Source organism: Streptosporangium sp. G12 (assembly GCF_052983175.1).
Map to the genome: position 1 here is coordinate 264,671 of NZ_JBRIQO010000008.1, position 17,664 is coordinate 282,334.

14 protein-coding genes are annotated in these 17,664 nt (G+C 72.5%); 8 read left to right on the top strand and 6 right to left on the bottom strand.

The genetic code is table 11. The features are described from left to right. Positions 1 to 14: 14 nt before the first annotated feature. Positions 15 to 1,295 (bottom strand): MFS transporter, encoded by a 1,281-nt coding sequence (locus tag ACVCAG_RS14925; RefSeq protein WP_440083681.1) that lies wholly within the window; start codon positions 1,293 to 1,295, stop codon positions 15 to 17. A gap of 285 nt (positions 1,296 to 1,580) precedes the next feature. Continuing rightward, positions 1,581 to 2,459 (bottom strand): UTRA domain-containing protein, encoded by an 879-nt coding sequence (locus tag ACVCAG_RS14930; protein WP_440083682.1) that lies wholly within the window; start codon positions 2,457 to 2,459, stop codon positions 1,581 to 1,583. 568 nt (positions 2,460 to 3,027) lie between these two features. Between ACVCAG_RS14930 and ACVCAG_RS14935 the strand changes: the two genes are divergently transcribed. The 4 genes from ACVCAG_RS14935 (at position 3,028) to ACVCAG_RS14950 (ending at position 8,833) form a co-directional block, all read left to right on the top strand. Beyond that, complete coding sequence (locus tag ACVCAG_RS14935) at positions 3,028 to 4,740, top strand: ABC transporter transmembrane domain-containing protein (RefSeq protein WP_440083683.1); 1,713 nt, start codon at positions 3,028 to 3,030, stop codon at positions 4,738 to 4,740. 170 nt (positions 4,741 to 4,910) lie between these two features. Next, positions 4,911 to 6,689 (top strand): ABC transporter transmembrane domain-containing protein, encoded by a 1,779-nt coding sequence (locus ACVCAG_RS14940; RefSeq protein WP_440083684.1) that lies wholly within the window; start codon positions 4,911 to 4,913, stop codon positions 6,687 to 6,689. 396 nt (positions 6,690 to 7,085) lie between these two features. After that, positions 7,086 to 7,580 (top strand): DUF305 domain-containing protein, encoded by a 495-nt coding sequence (locus ACVCAG_RS14945; protein ID WP_440083685.1) that lies wholly within the window; start codon positions 7,086 to 7,088, stop codon positions 7,578 to 7,580. Between the two features lie 182 nt (positions 7,581 to 7,762). After that, positions 7,763 to 8,833: a hypothetical protein gene (locus tag ACVCAG_RS14950; RefSeq protein ID WP_440083686.1), complete on the top strand. Its 1,071-nt coding sequence runs from the start codon at positions 7,763 to 7,765 to the stop codon at positions 8,831 to 8,833. Between the two features lie 399 nt (positions 8,834 to 9,232). On the opposite strand, the gene ACVCAG_RS14955 is transcribed toward ACVCAG_RS14950, so the two are convergent. From ACVCAG_RS14955 to ACVCAG_RS14970, 4 genes are all read right to left on the bottom strand, one after another. Then, positions 9,233 to 10,177: a TSUP family transporter gene (locus ACVCAG_RS14955; protein WP_440083687.1), complete on the bottom strand. Its 945-nt coding sequence runs from the start codon at positions 10,175 to 10,177 to the stop codon at positions 9,233 to 9,235. Positions 10,178 to 10,316: 139 nt separating this feature from the next. Then, on the bottom strand, positions 10,317 to 10,745 hold the full coding sequence (locus tag ACVCAG_RS14960; RefSeq protein WP_440083688.1) for an Rrf2 family transcriptional regulator: 429 nt from the start codon (positions 10,743 to 10,745) through the stop codon (positions 10,317 to 10,319). Between the two features lie 233 nt (positions 10,746 to 10,978). Beyond that, positions 10,979 to 11,815, bottom strand: coding sequence for an aldo/keto reductase (locus ACVCAG_RS14965; protein WP_440070250.1), 837 nt, complete (start codon positions 11,813 to 11,815; stop codon positions 10,979 to 10,981). Positions 11,816 to 11,864: 49 nt separating this feature from the next. Next, positions 11,865 to 13,088 (bottom strand): MFS transporter, encoded by a 1,224-nt coding sequence (locus ACVCAG_RS14970; RefSeq protein WP_440083689.1) that lies wholly within the window; start codon positions 13,086 to 13,088, stop codon positions 11,865 to 11,867. Positions 13,089 to 13,182: 94 nt separating this feature from the next. On the opposite strand from ACVCAG_RS14970, the gene ACVCAG_RS14975 reads away from it, so the two are divergent. The 4 genes from ACVCAG_RS14975 (at position 13,183) to ACVCAG_RS14990 (ending at position 17,662) form a co-directional block, all read left to right on the top strand. Further along, the gene (locus tag ACVCAG_RS14975; RefSeq protein ID WP_440083690.1) at positions 13,183 to 13,743 is read left to right on the top strand and encodes a TetR/AcrR family transcriptional regulator C-terminal ligand-binding domain-containing protein; all 561 of its coding nucleotides are present in this window, start codon (positions 13,183 to 13,185) and stop codon (positions 13,741 to 13,743) included. A 315-nt stretch (positions 13,744 to 14,058) separates the two neighbouring features. After that, positions 14,059 to 15,876, top strand: coding sequence for a pentapeptide repeat-containing protein (locus ACVCAG_RS14980; RefSeq protein WP_440083691.1), 1,818 nt, complete (start codon positions 14,059 to 14,061; stop codon positions 15,874 to 15,876). Positions 15,877 to 16,184: 308 nt separating this feature from the next. Beyond that, the gene (locus ACVCAG_RS14985) at positions 16,185 to 17,063 is read left to right on the top strand and encodes a metalloregulator ArsR/SmtB family transcription factor (protein WP_440083692.1); all 879 of its coding nucleotides are present in this window, start codon (positions 16,185 to 16,187) and stop codon (positions 17,061 to 17,063) included. Next, positions 17,060 to 17,662, top strand: coding sequence for a dihydrofolate reductase family protein (locus ACVCAG_RS14990; protein ID WP_440083693.1), 603 nt, complete (start codon positions 17,060 to 17,062; stop codon positions 17,660 to 17,662). The genes ACVCAG_RS14985 and ACVCAG_RS14990 overlap by 4 nt, the downstream gene beginning before the upstream one ends. Positions 17,663 to 17,664 lie beyond the last annotated feature (2 nt).

A 17,664-nucleotide genomic window follows, 5' to 3' on the forward strand; every position in this document is an offset into this window, starting at 1 on the left:
CCTCACGGACCGCCTCACGGCCCGCCGAGCGGGACCCGGGCGGTCGCCGATCTTCGCGAGCGGGACCCGCCGAGGAACAGGACCAGGGCGAGGACGGCGTACGGCACCGCGGACGCGGTGAAGATCGCGGCATGGCCGGTCAGCGCCGAGGCCGCGGCGTAGCCGCCGTAGACGAGGACGGCGCCCAGCTCGGTGCCCAGCCCGGCCAGCGATGTCACGGTGGCACGGGCCGGGCCGGTGATGCTCTCCTGCAGCCGTACGTCGGCCAGCACGCTCGCCATCTGGAAGACGCAGAAGGCCACCGCGAGGGCGACGAACCCCGCCGCGGTCCCGCCGGCCGCGCCCGCGCCGAGCGCCAGCGCCCCGAACGCGAGGAGCGCGGCGAACTCCCGGTCCGTGAAGCTCCGCCCGGCCGCCGCGAGCAGGCCACCGGCCGCGATCCCCACGGAGACCAGGAGCACCAGGAGCGGCACGAGGTGCGTGGCGACGCCGGTGCCGATCGCGAGCAGCGGGGTGTACTCCTCCAGCGAGCCCCACAGGGCCGTCACCGCCGGCACCAGCAGCAGCGCCCGGCGCGTCGGCCGGTCGGCGCGCGCCGCCCGCAGCCCCTCGCGCAGGATCGCGGCGTAGCCGCCCGCGGGCGCCTCCTCCTCGTCGGCCCCCTCCGCGGCCCCCTCGCCTTCCCGTCCGGTTTCCTGCCCGGCGCGTACGCGGTGTTCGGGAAAGGCCAGCGCGGACACCGTGGCGAGCACGCACGCCAGGACGCTGCCGGCGGCGACCAGCGGATAGCCGCCCACGGCGAACACCGGGGCGGCCACGACCGTGGACACCACGACGGCGCCGGTGCCGACCGCGCGGGCGCGGCCCATGATCGCGGCGTAGCGACCGGCCGCGCCCAGGCGGTCGAGCTCGGTGTAGACCAGCGCCTCCAGCGCGCCCGACTGCAGCGCTCCGGAGGCGCCCCACAGCACGAAGCCCGCGGCGAACACCCAGTAGGAGGGGGCCGCGACCCACAGGCCGAAGCCGGCGGCGGCCAGCAGCGGCGCCAGGGCGAGCAGCGCGCGCCGCGAGACGGCGTCGGCCCACACCCCGGAGGGGACCTCCAGCGCGACGGAGGTGACCGACCAGATCGCCAGGAGCGAGGAGATCTCGGCGGTCGACAGACCCGTGTCGACGAACAGCAATGCGTAGAACGGGTAGAACAGGACGAACTCATCAAGGAGGGTGTAGGCGTAGAGCGTCGCGGCCAGGCGCTTCGCACGCCCTTCGGGCGCACGGTGAAAAGAAGTGGTCATGAGGTCCTTCTCGCGGAGGCTGGGCGGACTCGGGATGCTCGGCATCTCCGGGGGTCCACGGCAGCTCGCGCCGGACCGACCGATCGTTGAGGATCAATGTCGCCAGGTCATACCGCAGACCATACAGCCGCCCCGCCCTCCCCTGCCTCTCCTTTTCCCCGGGCGGGGAACACCTCCCCGGCGTGGACGCGGCCGCGCGTCAGGCCGCCGCGGACACCACGGGCGGCCGATCCCGCTCCGCCTCCGGCCGGCCCGCCGTGACCGGACCGGGCGGCCGGGGGCCGGTCAGAACTCGTCGTGCCCGGAGACCTGGCCGATCGGGAAGACGTGCCTGTTCGCGGCGCAGATGGTCTCCAGGACGTGAACGGGCACGTCCTCGTCGGAGTAGCCGGCGCGGAGGACCTGGACGACCCACTCCCCCGGTTCGAGCTCCAGGGTCTCGCACTCGAAGGATGTCGGCGGGCGGGCCGTCAGGGTCTCCTCGGCACGGCCGAAGGTGTGGCCGAGGGCGACCAGTGCCGACTGGAGTGACGGCTTGACGAACCCGGGCTCGGCGAGGCGGGTGCCCCCGAACAGGTCCGCCCGGAAGTAGCTGGTGGCGACGCGCACCGGGATCCCGTCGGCCGTCATCATCTTCCGGCGGGCGATCACCTCGGCGCCGGATTCGACGCGCAGGCAGGCGGCCACGTGCTCACCGGCCGGCTCCGGGCCCACGTAGAGCATTCTGCGGCCCGGTGTGACGCCCTGCCGTTCCGCCTCGGCGAGGAACAGGGACGCGGAAGCCCGCACGGCGGGGTCGGTCGGCAGCGCCCGCCGCACCAGGACCCTGGGCGCGCGGATCACGGGCTCCTCGGACGTGCGGATCGCGGGCTCCTCAGGGACGCGGGCCGCGGGCTCCTCGGGCGCGCGGATCGCGGGCTCCTCGGGGACGCGGGCCGTCGGTCCCTTTCTCATCTGGGAGACGCGGCCGGGGGACACGCCAAGGCGCGTCCCTATGTCCTCCAGGCTCATCCCGGAGTCACGGGCTTCGGCGATCGCCTGACGACGCATCTTCGCCGCCTCCGCGAGGAGTCCCTGCTCTTCGATGATGAGACGGCTCAGAACCCGTGCGCGCTCCACGGGGTCGCTCAGCCCGGAAACATCGCGCAACGTCTCCAGATCCATCGGGGCCCGCCTCCTCGCGCTCAACACCACCGGGGATTTTAGTCCTCCCCGTTTCCGGGCCGGGCCGGTGCCGACGGCCCGGACGGCCGCCGGGCCGTCGCACGCGCCCGCCCGGGGCACGGGCCGTTCTCCGTGGGAGGCGCGAGCCGTTCGCTCCGGGAGAGTCCGGGAGAGGACGCGCGGTCAACGGGCACTCTGGCCTGGGGGTTACAGCATGGGGACCGTCAAATCAGTTGCCGACGCCGTACCCGGGTGCGAAGACTGGATGGTCACCCGTGTCACGCGGGTGGCGGTGATCCGACGGGGCGGCCACCGGGAGCGGTGGCACGGGAGAGACCGGTCGAGAGGGAATGGTGTTCCGGCCTGCCATGTCCCGGACGGCTCTCACCCCGTCAGAACACCGTGAGGAGCGTGCCGCCTGCCGATGCCCCCTGATACCAGAATCACCACAGCCAAAGCAGACAATACAGCCAACGCAGACAACACAGATACCTCGGCCGCCGACGCGGAATCCCCGCCCCGGCAACCCCTCTCCCCGCGCCGCGCCAGGGCCGCCTCCCTGTGGCGGTTGAAGTCCTACCTCCACCCGTACGTCGTCCGCCTGGGCGCCATCTGGGTGGTGTCCTTCGCCGCGGTCGCGATCGGCATCGCCGTCCCGCTGATCGGCAGGGAGATCATCGACGGCCCCGTCGCCCGGGGCGACACCGGGGCCGTGGCTCCCCTCGCGCTGCTGGCCCTGGCCCTGGGCGTGGTCGAAGCGCTGCTCGTCTTCCTGAGGCGGTGGCTGCTGGCCGACGCCGTCCTGGGCCTGGAGACCAGCATCCGCGACGACCTCTACGGCCACCTGCAGCGGCTGCCGATGGGGTTCCACGCCTCCTGGCAGTCGGGCCAGCTGCTGTCCCGGGCGACGACCGACCTGTCGACGATCCGGCGCTTCCTCGGCTTCGGCCTGCTCTTCCTCGTCCTGACCACCGTCCAGATCGCGACGGTGACCGGGTTGCTGCTCCACATGTACTGGCCGCTCGGGTTGCTGGTCGTGGCCTCGGCGGTGCCGATCGTGTTCACCACCCTGCGCTTCGAGCGCACGTACATCACCATCTCCCGCCGGGTCCAGGACGAGCAGGGCGACCTCGCCACGGTCGTCGAGGAGTCGGCGGCCGGCATCCGTACGATCAAGGCCTTCGGCCGCGGCCGGTACGTCTCCGGGATCTTCGAGGAAGGAGCGCTGAAGGTCTACCGGACCTCGATGGAGAAGGTCCGCCTGTCGGCCAGGTTCTTCACCTTCCTCGAGGTGATCCCGAACATCACCCTCGCGCTCGTGCTGCTGCTCGGCGCCCTGGCGGTCGGCTCGGGCACGCTGACGCTGGGCACGCTGGTGGCCTTCGCCACCCTGATGCTGCAGCTGGTCTGGCCCGTCTCCGCGCTCGGCTTCATCCTGACGATGGGTCAGGAGGCGATGACCGCGGCGGACCGGGTGATGGAGGTGCTCGACACCGAACCGGAGATCGTCGGGGGCACCGGCGCGATCGAGCGGCCCCGGGGGCACCTGCGCTTCGAGGGGGCGTGCTTCGCCTTCCCCGGCGCCGCCGAACCGGTGCTCCACGACGTCTGGCTGGAGGTGCGGCCGGGAGAGACGGTGGCGGTCGTGGGCGCGACGGGGTCGGGCAAGACCACGCTGACCTCCCTGGTGCCGCGGCTGTACGACGTCGGCGCCGGCCGGGTCACGATCGACGGGGTCGACGTCCGCGACCTGCCGCTGCCCGTGCTGCGCTCGATGGTCGCCACGGCCTTCGAGGAACCGACGCTGTTCTCGATGAGCGTCAGGGAGAACCTCACGCTGGGGCGGCGCGACGCGAGCGAGGAGGAGATCGCGGAGGCGCTGCGGATCGCCCAGGCCGGATTCGTCCACGCGCTGCCGTGGGGGCTGGAGACCAGGATCGGCGAGCAGGGCATGTCCCTGTCCGGCGGCCAGCGCCAGCGGCTCGCGCTGGCCCGCGCGGTTCTCAGCCGTCCCAGGATCCTCGTGCTGGACGACACGCTCTCCGCCCTGGACGTCGAGACCGAGGCCCTGGTGGAGGAGGCGCTGCGGCACGTGCTGCGCGAGGCCACCGGGATCGTCGTCGCCCACCGGGCCTCCACCGTGCTCCTCGCCGACAGGGTGGCCCTGCTGCTCGACGGCACGATCGCGCATGTCGGCGAGCACCACGAGCTCATGGCGAGCGTGCCCGAGTACCGCGCGCTGCTGTCGGCCGACCCGGACGCCGAGGAGGCGCGGCTGTGAGCGTGACCGAACCTTCCACCCAACCTTCGGGACCTTCCTCCGGACCCTCCGGACCCTCCGGGTCTTCCGGAGCCTCCGGGTCTTCCGGAGCCTCCCCCGCCGGGACCGCGAACGGATCCCGGGAGTGGCGGGGGGTCGCGGCGGAGAACCAGGACGAGCTGTCGGCGCGGGTGTCGTTCCTGCTGCGCGACAGGTCCAGGCGGCTGCTCGGCGACCTGCTGCGCCCGTACCGCAAAGAGATCATCCTGCTCGTCGCGATCATCGTGACCTGCAACGTCGCCTCGCTCGCCATCCCCTACCTGGTCAAGGTGGGCATCGACGCGGGCATCCCGCCGATGGTGGCGGGCGCGGGACCGCGGACGCTGGTGACGGTCGTCGCGGCGATCCTGACGGCGGCGGTCGTCCAGCTGGTGACCCGGCGGATATTCCTCAGGATGGCCGGGCGCATCGGTCAGGGCATCCTGCTGGAGCTGCGGCGGCGGGTGTTCGTCCACTTCCAGCGGCTGTCGCTGTCGTTCCACGAGGACTACACCTCGGGCCGGGTCGTCTCCCGGCTCACCTCCGACATCGACGCCATCTCCGAGATGCTGCAGTCGGGGTTCGACGACCTCGTCACCGCCGTGCTGACGCTGGTCGGCACGGCGGTCCTGCTGCTCGTCCTGGACGTCCACCTCGGCGTGGTCGCGCTGCTTCCGCTGCCGATCCTGATGCTGTTCACCGGCTGGTTCCGGCGGCAGTCGAGCATCATCTACCGCAGGACCCGGGAGACCGTGGCCCTGGTGATCGTCCACTTCGTGGAGTCGATGGCCGGCATGCGCGCGGTCCAGGCGTTCCGCGGGGAGCCGCGCAACCAGGAGATCTTCTCCCACCTGAACGCCGACTACCGCGACGCCAACCAGCGAAGCATGCACCTGGTCGCGATCTTCTCACCGGGCGTCAAGCTGATCGGGAACGTGACGATCGCGGCCGTCCTGCTCTACGGGGGCACGCTGGCGATCCAGGGTGAGGTCACGGTGGGCGTGCTGGCCGCCTTCCTGCTCTACCTGCGCCAGTTCTACGAGCCGATGCAGGAGATCTCGCAATTTTATAACACGTTCCAGTCCGCAGGGGCGGCGCTGGAGAAGCTCTCCGGCGTGCTGCAGGAGCGTCCCGTGGTGGCCGAACCCGACGACCCGGTGACGCTGGAGCGGCCACGCGGGAGAGTCGAGTTCCAGGGCGTGGAGTTCTCCTATCTGGACGGCACCCCCGTGCTGCCCCGGCTGGACCTGGTGGTCCCCGCCGGGCAGACCGTGGCGCTGGTCGGCACCACCGGGGCGGGCAAGACCACGCTGGCGAAGCTGGTCTCCAGGTTCTACGACCCGGTGGCGGGCCGGGTGCTGCTGGACGGCGTCGACCTGCGCGACCTCGGCGAGGAGTCGCGGCACGCCGCGGTGGTCCTGGTCACCCAGGAGAACTTCCTGTTCAGCGGGTCGGTGGCGGACAACATCAGGTTCGGCCGGCCGGGCGCGAACATGACCGACGTGGTGGCGGCGGCCCGCTCGATCGGTGCCGACGCGTTCGTCTCCGCGCTTCCCGAGGGGTACGACACCCAGGTCGGCAAGCACGGCGGCCGCCTGTCGGCCGGGCAGCGGCAGCTGGTGGCGTTCGCGAGGGCGTTCCTGGCCGACCCGGCGGTGCTGATCCTCGACGAGGCGACGTCCAGCCTGGACGTCTCCAGCGAGCGGCTGGTGCAGCGGGCGATGCGGACCATCCTGGCGGACCGGACGGCCCTGATCATCGCGCACCGCCTGTCGACCGTCGAGATCGCCGACCGGGTGCTGGTGATGGACGGCGGCAGGATCATGGAGGACGGCCCGCCCGGCGAGCTCGTCCGGCGGGCGGGCCGCTACGCCGACCTGCACCGCGCCTGGCTCGACAGCATCTCCGACCACCGCGACGTCCCCGGCTGACCCACCCGGCGGCCGGGCACGGCGAGCTCGTCCGGCGGGCGAGCCGCCACTCGTTCGGGTCCCGCGACGTCCCCGGCCACGTCAGACGGGGCGCGCTCAGGACAGGGCGCGCTCAGAAGACGGGGCGCGCATGAAAGACGGAGTGCGCCCGGAAGACGGGGCGCGGCCCGAGCCGGAATCGGGTGCCCGGAATGTCGGGCACCCGATTTCCGGCGGACCCTGAACCCCGGGAACGGGACCCGCGTATCTCAGGGCGGAACGGCACGAATGATCCTTCCCACCCGCAGGAAAGGGGCAGTGATCTCGATGAGCACCCGGCGGTCGCGCAGAAGACGGTCTCTGACCGCCACCTTGCTGGTCTCCGCCATATTGGTCGCCGGGTGCTCGTCAGCGGCCGTGACGGCCGGGACCGCCGTCCAGGCGGTGGGACTGGCCGGCGATCGGGCGGACGCGGACGTCCGCTTCTCCCAGGAGATGATCCCCCACCATCGCCAGACGATCCAGCTCGCCGGCCTGGTGGACGGCCGGAGCGAGAACCCGTACGTGCGCGACCTGGCCGCGAAGATCAAGAAGGACGAGGCCGCCGACATCGACCTGATGTCCGGCTGGCTGCGGTCGTGGCAGGTCGAGGTGCCGGCGGAGGGCGACCACGCCGCGCACGACATGCCGGGCATGCTGTCCGCCGCCCAGATCTCGTCCCTGGAGGGACGGTCGGGTGCCGCCTTCGACAAGCTGTGGCTGAGCGTGCTGGGCAAGCATCTCGACAGCGGTGTCCGGATGGCCCAGGTCGTGATCGCGCTGGGCAGGCACCGGCCCACCGCCCGGCTGGCGGAGAGGATGGTCACCGGGCAGCGCGCCCTGATCGCCGAGATCGGGGAGAAGCTCGCCTGAGCCGTCGTGCCTCCGGGTGGCGGGCCGTCCAGGAGCGGGCCCGCCACCCGGAGGTACGAGACCCTCCAAAAGGGGCATAAGCGCGAGGCACTGCCGGGTCGCGGCGCCGGCGGTGACGCCGGACGGCACCCGGTGTGTCCGGCAGGCGGCGGACGTCCGCCCGATTCCCCGCTGGAGGTCTCATGAGCACGACCGGCAGGCGTCCCGTCCTCGCGGACCCCGTCCGGATCACCGATGACGCCGTGGAGATCCTCGACCGCCGCGTCTATCCCTTCGAGCACCGCTGGGTGCGCTGTGTCACCAGCGAGGACGTCGCGGTGGCCATCGAGCGGATGGTCACCCAGAGCACGGGCCCGTCGTTCGCGGCGACCGCCGGGATGACGCTGGCCGCCCGCGAGGCGCGGGGCGAGCCGCCGGGCCTGGCGGCGGCGCGGCTGCGTAGGGCGGGCGACCGGCTGATCGCGACCCGGCCCACGAACAACCACATCCGCGACGCCGTGGAGGCCGTCCTGGCCGCCACGGTGGACGGGCCGCTGCCCGAGGCGCACGGGGACGAGCTGGTGAAGGCCGTGACCCGGGCGGCGGCCGAGCACGACGCGGCCTACCTGGCGAGCAGCGCGGCCGTGGGCAGGCACGCGGCGGCGCTGCTCGACGACGGCGCCCGTGTCCTCACCCACTGCTGGGCGGACGCCTACCTGATCGCGACCGTCGAGGCCGCGCAGGAGGCGGGCAAGCGGCTGGAGTTCGTCTGCACCGAGACCCGGCCCTACCTGCAGGGAGCGCGGCTGACCGCGCCGACGCTGGTGGAGATGGGCTACCGGCCCACCCTGATCACCGACGGGATGGTCGCCTCGGTGCTGTCCGACGGGCTCGCCGACGTGGCGCTGACCGCGGCGGACCGGGTGACGATGGACGGGCACGTGGTGAACAAGGTCGGCACGCTCGGGGTGGCGCTGGCCGCCCGCGCCTTCGACGTCCCGTACTACGTGGTGATCCCCGCGCCCGACCCGCGGGCGCCGGGTGTCGACGACGTCGTCATCGAGCGGCGGAACGGCGACGAGGTCCTGTACGTGCTGGGGACGCGCACCGCGGGCGAGGGCGTGACCGGCCACTACCCCGCCTTCGACGCCACCCCGCCGCACCTGGTGACGAGGATCGTGACCGAGCACGGCGCCTACCCCGCCGAGCGCGTGTCGGAGCACTTCGGCCCCGCGGAGGGTTCCCGATCGCCGAACGGCACCGCCCGTACGTGACGGACGGCGCCGTTCTCGCCTGACGGGCGGTGCCGCCCGCTCTGCCCCGGGCCCTGCCTCAGCCCGAAGGCACGGACGATCGTCTGCTCGACAGGGGTGCTCCTGGACGAGCTCATCAGGGCGTCCTTGAGCTGCCCGCCGGTCCAGCGGAGGTGCGTGGCGGCGAGGTGGGGGCCGTGACCCTGCCGGTCGGCGGCCTCCTCGCCGGGTACCGCTGGAGGAACGCGCTCGACGCGAGCCGGGCGGCGGGCCGATCCCGGTCGGCCCCTCTCCGTCGCCGTGGGACGGGGGGCGGGCCCCCGCACCCCGCGAACCTTCGCCCACCACGACACGAAGGCCCCTCTCGCCGAAGCGAGAGGGGCCTTCGTGGGATATGGCGACCCGGAGGGCGCGCCGGGCTCAGCTGGCGGTGCCCGCGGTCTCCTGCTCCGCGGCGCGGCGCCTCTCCTCCTCCTCGATCGCCTCGACCGTCTCGTTGTCGCGGTCACGGCGGTACTCGCGGACCGAGTAGGCGATGGCGGCGGCCCAGATGACGGCGATGGTGATGTAGGCGAAGGTCTGGACGCCGCTGGAGGCGTCGATCCAGTCACTGCGCAGCAGGGTCCGGACGTTGGTCAGGATGATGACACCGCCGACGGCGGAGCCCAGGATGCGCGGCGGGATGTGCCGGACCAGCCAGGCGGCGATGGGGGCCGCGATGACGCCGCCGATCAGCAGCACGGCGACCCAGGAGAAGTTGATGTTCTCGGAGCCGATGCCGACGAAGAAGCCGATGCTGGCGGCGATGGCGACCAGGAACTCGCTGGCGTCGATGGAACCGATCACCTTGCGCGGCGCCAGGCGGCCGCTGGCCAGGATCGCCGGGGTGCCGACCGGGCCCCAGCCGCCGCCACCGGTGGCGTCGACGAAGCCGGCGACCAGGCCGAGGGGCGCGAGGAAGCGCTTGCGCAGCGGCTTGCCCAGGTTGCCGCGCGGGAGGCCGAAGGCCGTGAAGCGGATCAGGACGTAGACGCCCAGCGCGAGCAGGATGATCGACATGACCGGTGCCGCGACCTCGGTGGAGAGGCCGGACAGGAAGGTGGCTCCCGCGAACGCGCCGACGGCGCCGGGAACACCGATCTTGGCGACGACCTTCCAGTCGATGTTGTTGAAGCGCCAGTGGGATATGCCCGAGGCGAGGGTCGTGCCGATCTCTGCGAGGTGGACGGTGGCCGAAGCGGCGGCGGGGTTGGTGCCGATGGCCAGGAGCAGCGTCGTCGAGGTGACACCGTAGGCCATGCCGAGGCTGCCGTCGACGAGCTGTGCCGCGAAGCCGACCAGGCCTAAGAGGATGAGCGCACGCACAACGCCCCCCTTCCTGTTTTTCCTACTCTGTTGATAGGAATTATCGTGATTGAATGCCAAGGCGACGTCAAGTCACGTTTCGAGCAAGGCGTCTCAAGGTATGGGAATCTTCATCCCACGCGCGGCGCGCGGTGCACCGTCACACCCTGCGCCGCCCGCCGGCCTCGGCCACCGGCGACAGGAGGGCGGCCAGGCTGACGGTGTCGACGATGGCACTTATGGAGGTCTCGATGTTCAGCCATACCGTGCGCAGCCGCACCGCCTCTCCGAAGTAGGCCACGTCGCCGGTCGGCAGCCCTCGCACCGAGGTCAGCTCTCCGGCGACGGCGCGCAGGACGTCCCCGACCGAGATGTCGACGGGCGGCCGGGTGAGTGTGAAACCGCCCTCGTGGCCCCGCTGGGCGAAGACGAGGTCGGCGCGGCGCAGGTCGGTCAGGATGCCGCGCAGGAAACTCGCCGGGATCTCCTGCGCCTGGGCCATCGTCTCCGACTTGACCGGGGCGGGATCGCTCAGCGCGATGACCAGCATCGCCCTTATGGCGTAGTCGCTCCGAGCCGTGATGTGCATCCGAAAGTCCCCCCGACGGTGCGCCTCTGCCGCTGGCCGATGGCCTCATGTGGGCTGCTCTCGCTTAAATCTACTATCTCTACAGGTTAACTGTGAATTATTCTCGTGGTCAGGTCTACCCGCGAGAGCGCCGGCGTACCCCTGCCGTCGCACGCCGGCGCCGCGTTCCCGAGGCGTTCCCGAGGCGTTCCCGAGGCCCTGTGGCCGGCCGGCGCCGGAGAAGGCCTGTGGGGTCAGTGACCGACGGAGTCGGAGTCGGTCGCGGCGGCCTCGCCCCGGTCGAGGGAGGACAGCTCGGAGACCTCCTCGGGGGTGAGGGCGAAGTCGAAGATGTCGGCGTTGGCCCTCATCCGTTCGGGGCTGGACGACTTCGGCACGGTGATCAGGCCGAGCTCGATGTGCCAGCGCAGCACGATCTGGGCGGGGGTCCTGCCGTGCCGCTCGGCGGCGGCCGTGACGACCGGCTGCGCCAGCAGGTCGCCGCCCTGCCCGATGGGACCCCAGGACTGGGTGGCGATCCCGTGGGCGGTGTCGTAGGCGCGGGGCTCGTCACGGGTGAAGAACGGGTTGAGCTGGATCTGGTTCACGTCGGGCACCACGCCGGTCTCGGCAAGGAGCCGGTCGATGTGGGCCGGCTTGAAGTTCGACACGCCGATCGCCCGCACGCGACCGTCCTCCAGCAGCTTGACCATACCCTTCCACGCCTCCACGTAGCGGTCCTTGCGCGGCAGCGGCCAGTGGATCAGGTAGAGGTCGGCGTAGTCGAGGCCGAGCCGGTCCAGGCTGGCCTGGTACGCCTCCTGCGCGGCGTCGTATCCGTGCCACTCGCCGTTCAGCTTGGTGGTGACGAACAGTTCCTCCCTCGGCACCCCGCTCGCCCGCAGCCCGCGCCCCACCCCGGTCTCGTTGCGGTACGCGTAGGCGGTGTCCACCAGCCGGTAGCCCATCTCGACGGCCTCGGCGACCGCGACCTCCGCCTCCTCGTCCGACATGGGCCAGGTGCCCAGGCCGACCTGCGGGATGTCCGCGCCGTTGACCAGCTTCAAGGTTGGGATGTCCAGAACAGTCATGGCCGACAGCCTTCCACGCCGGGTCCGGCGAGCCGTCGCCGGGGAGCGGTCACGCCGGGCGCGTCGCCTCGGGGAGACGCTCGCGGACGAGGAACGTCCCGGCCAGGGCGACCAGGGCCAGGAGGGCGAGGACGATCCCGTAGTACGTGGTGAGTTCGACGAGGGGCAGGTGGCCCGCGACGATCCCGGCGGCGGTGGCGGGGATGCTCATGGCGAGGTAGCTGACGATGTAGAAGGCGGCCATCAGCCCGGCCCGCTCGTGCGGGGCGGCGGCCGGCAGCAGGATGCGCGCGGCGCCCTGGAAGCCCGCGCCGAAGCCCAGCCCGGCGACGACCGTACCGGCGAAGAACAGCGCTCCTGAGCCGGCGTTGACACCGAGCAGGGTCACGACGACGCCGAGGGCCAGCAGCGCGGAGGCCACCCGCATGGCGCGCGGGGCGGGGACCGCCCGCAGGGCGAGGATCGCGACGGTGCCGCTGATGGTCAGCGCGAAGACCAGCAGCCCGCCCACCACGACCGATCCCGAGCCGGTGACCTCGCGCGCCAGGGACGGCCCCAGGGACAGGTAGAACCCGCCGAGCGCCCACCCGGCCACGGTGATCGGGGTGACCAGCAGCAGGACCCGGCGCGCCCCTGCGGGCACGCTGACGCGCGGGCGCAGCGAGGCCAGCGCGCCCGCCCGGCGGCCGGCGGACTCGGGCAGGAGGAGGATGGCGGCGCCCTGCAGCACGAACGCGACGGCCAGGACGACGAACACCGTCCGCGTCGGCGCGGGCAGGTACTGCACGAGCAGGCTCGATCCCAGGCCGCCCGCCGCCAGGCCCAGGGCGGGCGTCACGCTGTTGACCAGCGGGCCGCGCGTCCGGTCGGCGTCCAGCAGGCCCGCCCCCAGCGCCCCGGTCGCGGCCCCGGTGGCGAAGCCCTGCAGGACGCGCGCGACCACCAGGGCGGTCACCCCGTCGGCGGAGGCGAAGATCGCCATCGCGACCGTCTCGAGCGCCACCGCTCCGAGGATCACCGGGCGGCGCCCGACGTGGTCCGACAGGGAGCCCACGGTGAGCAGGGCCACCAGCAGGCTGACGGCGTAGACGGCGTAGACCGCGGTCAGGACGCTGGAGGAGAAGCCCCAGTGGCCCTGGTACACGGCGTACAGCGGGGTGGGCGCGCTGGCGGCGGCCATGAACGTCGTCAGGGTCGTCGCCAGGAGCACCACGGCCGCGCCGGCCCCCAGGCGGACCCGCTGGGCGGGCAACGTCGAAGTCACGGTGGACATGGAGGAACTCCCGAAGCTTTAAAGCAAAAGATTTGCGTTAGCAACGTACACACCTCGGGCCACTGAAGCAAATATTTTGCGTTAAGCTCGGTTCATGGCGACGAGGCAGGCGGTACGCACCGGGGGACGGAGCGCGCGGGTGCAGCAGGCCGTCCACGAGGCGGTACGGGAGCTCCTCGCCGAGCGCGACCGTGCCGACCTGACCGTTCCGCTCGTCGCCGCCCGCGCGGGCGTGACCCCCTCGACCGTCTACCGCAGATGGGGTGACCTGCAGGAACTGCTGGCCGACGTCGCCCTTGAGCACATGCGGCCCGACGGACCCCCCGCCGACCTCGGCAACCTGCGGGACGACCTCGCGACGTGGGCCGAGGAGTGGCTGGAGGAGATGTCCTCCCCCACCGGGCGCGCGTTCACCCGCGACGTGGTCGCCGGCGACGACGACGGCAGGAGCACCGGGCAGTGCTGCGCGTACACCAGCAGCCACATCCAGACCATCCTCATCCGCTCCGCCGGGCGCGGCGAGGACGTGCCCACGCTGGACGCGGTGCTGGACCACGTGGTCGCGCCGATGACGTACCGGCTCCTGTTCATGAGCGACTCCCTCGCTCCCGGATACGGCCGCGCCCTGGTCGACGCCCTGCTGGGCTCCCGATAGCGGCCGGGCGGGGGACCACAGGATCCGTCCGCGGCGCCGCGTCTTCGGCGTCTTCGGCGTCTTCGTGTGCGCCGTCCCGCTCGGCTCCGCGGGCGGCGCCGGCCCGGCGCGGCGGGAGAGGAGCCACCGCGGAAGGCGGTTCGCAAGCGGGCCGCAACCGGGCCCTCCTATAAAGGGTCGCGTTCCCGTATGGTCCATCGGGCGGGCCCCTCCCCTCGGGGTGTCACCCGCACCGGCCTGTCCACGAACTCCCGCCCGGCACCGCTCTCCCCCGCCGGCGGATCCGCGCGCCTCGGGGGAGACAGTGAGAGAGACATGTTCAGCCTTACCCGCCTGCTCGCCGGGGCCGTGATCGTGCTGCCCGCCCTGCTCCCCGCCCCCGCGGCGTCGGCCCACGCCGTCCAGGACACCCACGCCGTCCAGGACGGCCGGAGCGCGCGGGACGACCGGGCGACGGGGAGCGCCGCCGGCTGCAGGCCCGGCAGCGGTCCCAAGCTCGCCGGCAGGGACCTCACCCGGGTCGCGCTGCCCGCCGACCTGTCCTGCGCCGACCTGCGGAGGGCGAGGCTGGACGGCGTGGTCGTGCGCAGCCTCCTCACCGGGGCCGACCTGCGGGGCGCCTCGCTCAAGGGCGCCCGCCTCGGGAACGCCGAGATGGCCGGGGCCGAACTGCGCGGGGCCGACCTGACGGAGGCGGAGCTGTACTACGCGAACCTGCGCGGCGCCGACCTGCGCGAGGCGACCATGGACGACTCGCTGCCCTACGGCGCGCACTTCGAGGGTGCCGACCTGAGCGGGGCCACGATGGTGCGCGCCAGGACGTACGGAGCCCAGTTCGACGACGCGAAGCTGGTCGGTGTCGACCTCACCGACGCCGACGCCTACGGCGTGGACCTGCGCCGAGCCGATCTCACCGGTTTCAAGGCGCCCAAGGCCCGCATGTACGACTCCACGATGATCAGGGCCGTGTTCCGGGACGCCGACCTGCGGGGCGCGCAGTTGCGCGGGTCGGTGCTGGACGGCGCGACCTTCCAGGGCGCCGACCTCGGCGGGGCCGAGCTGCGCGAGGCCACGGGCGCGCTGCTGGCGGGCAGCAAGGGCATGCCCAAGGACCTGCCGACCCCCGACCCGGCGTGCGCGCCGGGCAGCGGGCAGAAGTACGCGGGCTGGGACCTGACCTCGGTCGCCGAGTTCCCCCGGGACCTGAGCTGCGCCGACCTGACCGGAGCCAAGCTGGACGGGGTCGACCTGGGCAGCGTCAAGCTGGACCGGGCGATCCTGCGCGACGTCTCGGCCACCGGGGCCACGATCCGCTACCTCAAGGGCGCCGACCTGCGCGGCGCGCGCCTGGAGCGCGCCAAGCTCGGCAGCGTCGAGCTGATGGGGGCCGACCTGACGGGGGCGCGCATGGCGAGGGCGGAGCTCGGCAGTGCCAAGCTCGCCGGGGCGAACCTGTCGAAGGCGGACCTGTCGGGGGCGGCGTTCGGCAGCGCCGACCTGACGCAGGCCAGGCTGGGCGGCGCCGACCTGCGCGATGCGGAGTTCGGCAGCGCCAGGGCCGACCGGGCCGACTTCACCGGTGCCAGGATGGAGCGGGCCGACCTGAGCAGCGGCAAGTTCCAGGACGCGGTCTTCCGCGGGGCGACGCTGACCGACGCCGACCTGAGTTTCGCCGAGCTGCGGGGGGCCACCTTCGTGGACGCCGAGGTCACCGGCATGGAGACCGGCCACGCCAAGGACGCCGACCTGTCCGGGTCGTCCAGCCGGATGGCGATCGGCTGGGTGATCTTCCTCTCGCTGGTGGGCCTGGTCGCGCTCTGGGTGCTGGTCAAGGTGGTCGCGCGCGGGCGGCGGCTCGGGAGGGCCGTGAAGCTGGAGGCGTCCGAGCGGGCGGCCCGCCTGGAGAAGACCAGGCTGTCGCAGGAGGAGAACGTGACGCGGCTGGGTGAGGAGATCGACCGCCTGGCCGACGGGGGCGAGGGCGGCGACGACGTCAACTGGCACCGGGCCCTGGACGCCTACGACGCGGCCAAGCAGGCGCTGGCCGCCGCCCGCGACATCGACGAGGTCAAGGCCGTCGACATCATCGTGGCGCGGGGGCGTGACGCGTTGAGGGGACGCACCGCGAGGTAGGAACCGGCGGGTGGGAACCGGCCAGTGCCACCGCGGCCGGCGGTCCGGCGGCGATCCACAACGCGAGGTTCGTCATCCACTCCTTGATCGAAGATTGCCCGCACCGCGTATGACGGGACAGCGCCCCCTCCTGTGACATCCCCTGGACCCGACGCGGGAAGGCGCACGGCCTTCTCCGGCACGTCCTCGTCCCGGTCGTGGGCGACCTTCACCGGAACCCCGGCGAGGCGCGTGCCTTGTGGACCACGGCGATGACGCTCATAGTTATTCCTTGACACGAATATTCTCCGTAGAGAATACTTTGTTCCATGGACGTACTCCTCACCGCGCTGGCCGACCCGGCCCGATGGCGGCTCGTGAACCTGCTGGCCGAGCGGCCCCGGTCGGTCGGTGTCCTCGCCCAGCTCGCCGGGGCGCGCCAGCCGCAGACGACCAAGCACCTGCAGACCCTTGAGCGCGCCGGCCTCGTCACCTGCCGGCGCACCGGCCAGCGCCGCGTCTACGCGCTCCAACCCGGTCCTCTACGGGACCTGGCGGCCGCGCTCGGCCGGCTCGCCGACACCGCGGACCGGCCCGGTGGCCCTCGCGAGACCTACGACCGCCACGGGCTCAGCCTCCACGCGGAACGACTCGCCGCCGAGGAGCCGGGCTGGGCCGACGGCCGCACGTTCAGGTTCCTCCGGTCGCTGACGGCGCGTCCCGAGGTGGTCTGGCGCCACCTGACCGAGGCCTCCCTGCTCGCCCGGTGGTGGACGCCCGACGACCTCCGCGTCTCCGAGCTCGTCTTCGAGGCACGACCGGGCGGGCGGATCGTCCACGAGTACCGCGATGCCGAGGACGCCGACGGCTCCGACCTCGTCGCCGGGCGCGCGGAGGGGGTCGTCGACGACGTACGCCCCGGTGAGCGCCTCGCCTACCGGCTCTCCCCGCTGCTTCCCGGCGGCGGCCTCGCCTTCACCGCCCACCTCGACCTCGACCTTCGGCCCGTCGACGCCGGTACGGACCTCGAGGTCCACTTCCGGATCACCGGCAGCACGGTCGACTCCGCGGACTTCGTCGCGGGCATCGAGATCGGCTTCGGCCAGAGCCTCGACAAGCTCGCGGCGATCCTCGCCGCGGACTCGCACGATCCCCTCGACACCGGACAAGGCACCGAACACGACACCGGCACAAGGAGCACGAAGTGACGCAGCAGATCGGCGGCCGCAGGGTCGTCACCAACATGAGCCTCTCCCTCGACGGTCACTACGCCGGGCCGGGCGACCCTCGGGACATGGGCTGGGTGATGCCGTACGCGCACACCGACGTCGCCCGCGACCACCTGACCAGCCTCTGGGAACCGGCCACGACCGCCCTGCTCGGGCGGGTCAACGCCGAGGGGTTCCTCGGCTTCTGGCCCACCGTCATCGGCATGGAGGGGGCCGACCCGCGCGACGAGGGCTTCGCGAAGTGGCTCGTCGACACCGACAAGGTGGTCCTGTCCTCCACCCTCGGCGAGGCGCCGTGGGAGCGGACGACGGTCGTCGACAAGCCGGCCGCCGAGGTGGTCGCGGACCTCAGGGCGACCGAGGGCGGTGACATTCTCGTGCTCTCCAGCGCGAGCGTCGTCAAGGCGCTGCTGGCGGCCGACGAGGTCGACCGGCTGGCGCTCACCGTCTTCCCGGTCTTCCTCGGTGGCGGGCCGCGCCTCTTCGACGACGGCCTGCCCGCGGGGCGGTGGGCGCTCGCCGGCCAGGCCGCGGGCGAGCACGGCACGCTGGCTCTCGTCTACGACCGGATCCGCTGAGC

What these genes read in the sequence shown, in the direction of transcription:
- ACVCAG_RS14975 (WP_440083690.1), top strand. Translation starts at nt 13,183, where the DNA reads ATGGCGACGAGGCAGGCGGTACGCACCGGGGGACGGAGCGCGCGGGTG.
- ACVCAG_RS14960 (WP_440083688.1), bottom strand. Translation starts at nt 10,745, where the DNA reads ATGCACATCACGGCTCGGAGCGACTACGCCATAAGGGCGATGCTGGTC.
- ACVCAG_RS14950 (WP_440083686.1), top strand. Translation starts at nt 7,763, where the DNA reads ATGAGCACGACCGGCAGGCGTCCCGTCCTCGCGGACCCCGTCCGGATC.
- ACVCAG_RS14970 (WP_440083689.1), bottom strand. Translation starts at nt 13,088, where the DNA reads ATGTCCACCGTGACTTCGACGTTGCCCGCCCAGCGGGTCCGCCTGGGG.
- ACVCAG_RS14930 (WP_440083682.1), bottom strand. Translation starts at nt 2,459, where the DNA reads ATGGATCTGGAGACGTTGCGCGATGTTTCCGGGCTGAGCGACCCCGTG.
- ACVCAG_RS14985 (WP_440083692.1), top strand. Translation starts at nt 16,185, where the DNA reads ATGGACGTACTCCTCACCGCGCTGGCCGACCCGGCCCGATGGCGGCTC.
- ACVCAG_RS14980 (WP_440083691.1), top strand. Translation starts at nt 14,059, where the DNA reads ATGTTCAGCCTTACCCGCCTGCTCGCCGGGGCCGTGATCGTGCTGCCC.
- ACVCAG_RS14925 (WP_440083681.1), bottom strand. Translation starts at nt 1,295, where the DNA reads ATGACCACTTCTTTTCACCGTGCGCCCGAAGGGCGTGCGAAGCGCCTG.
- ACVCAG_RS14965 (WP_440070250.1), bottom strand. Translation starts at nt 11,815, where the DNA reads ATGACTGTTCTGGACATCCCAACCTTGAAGCTGGTCAACGGCGCGGAC.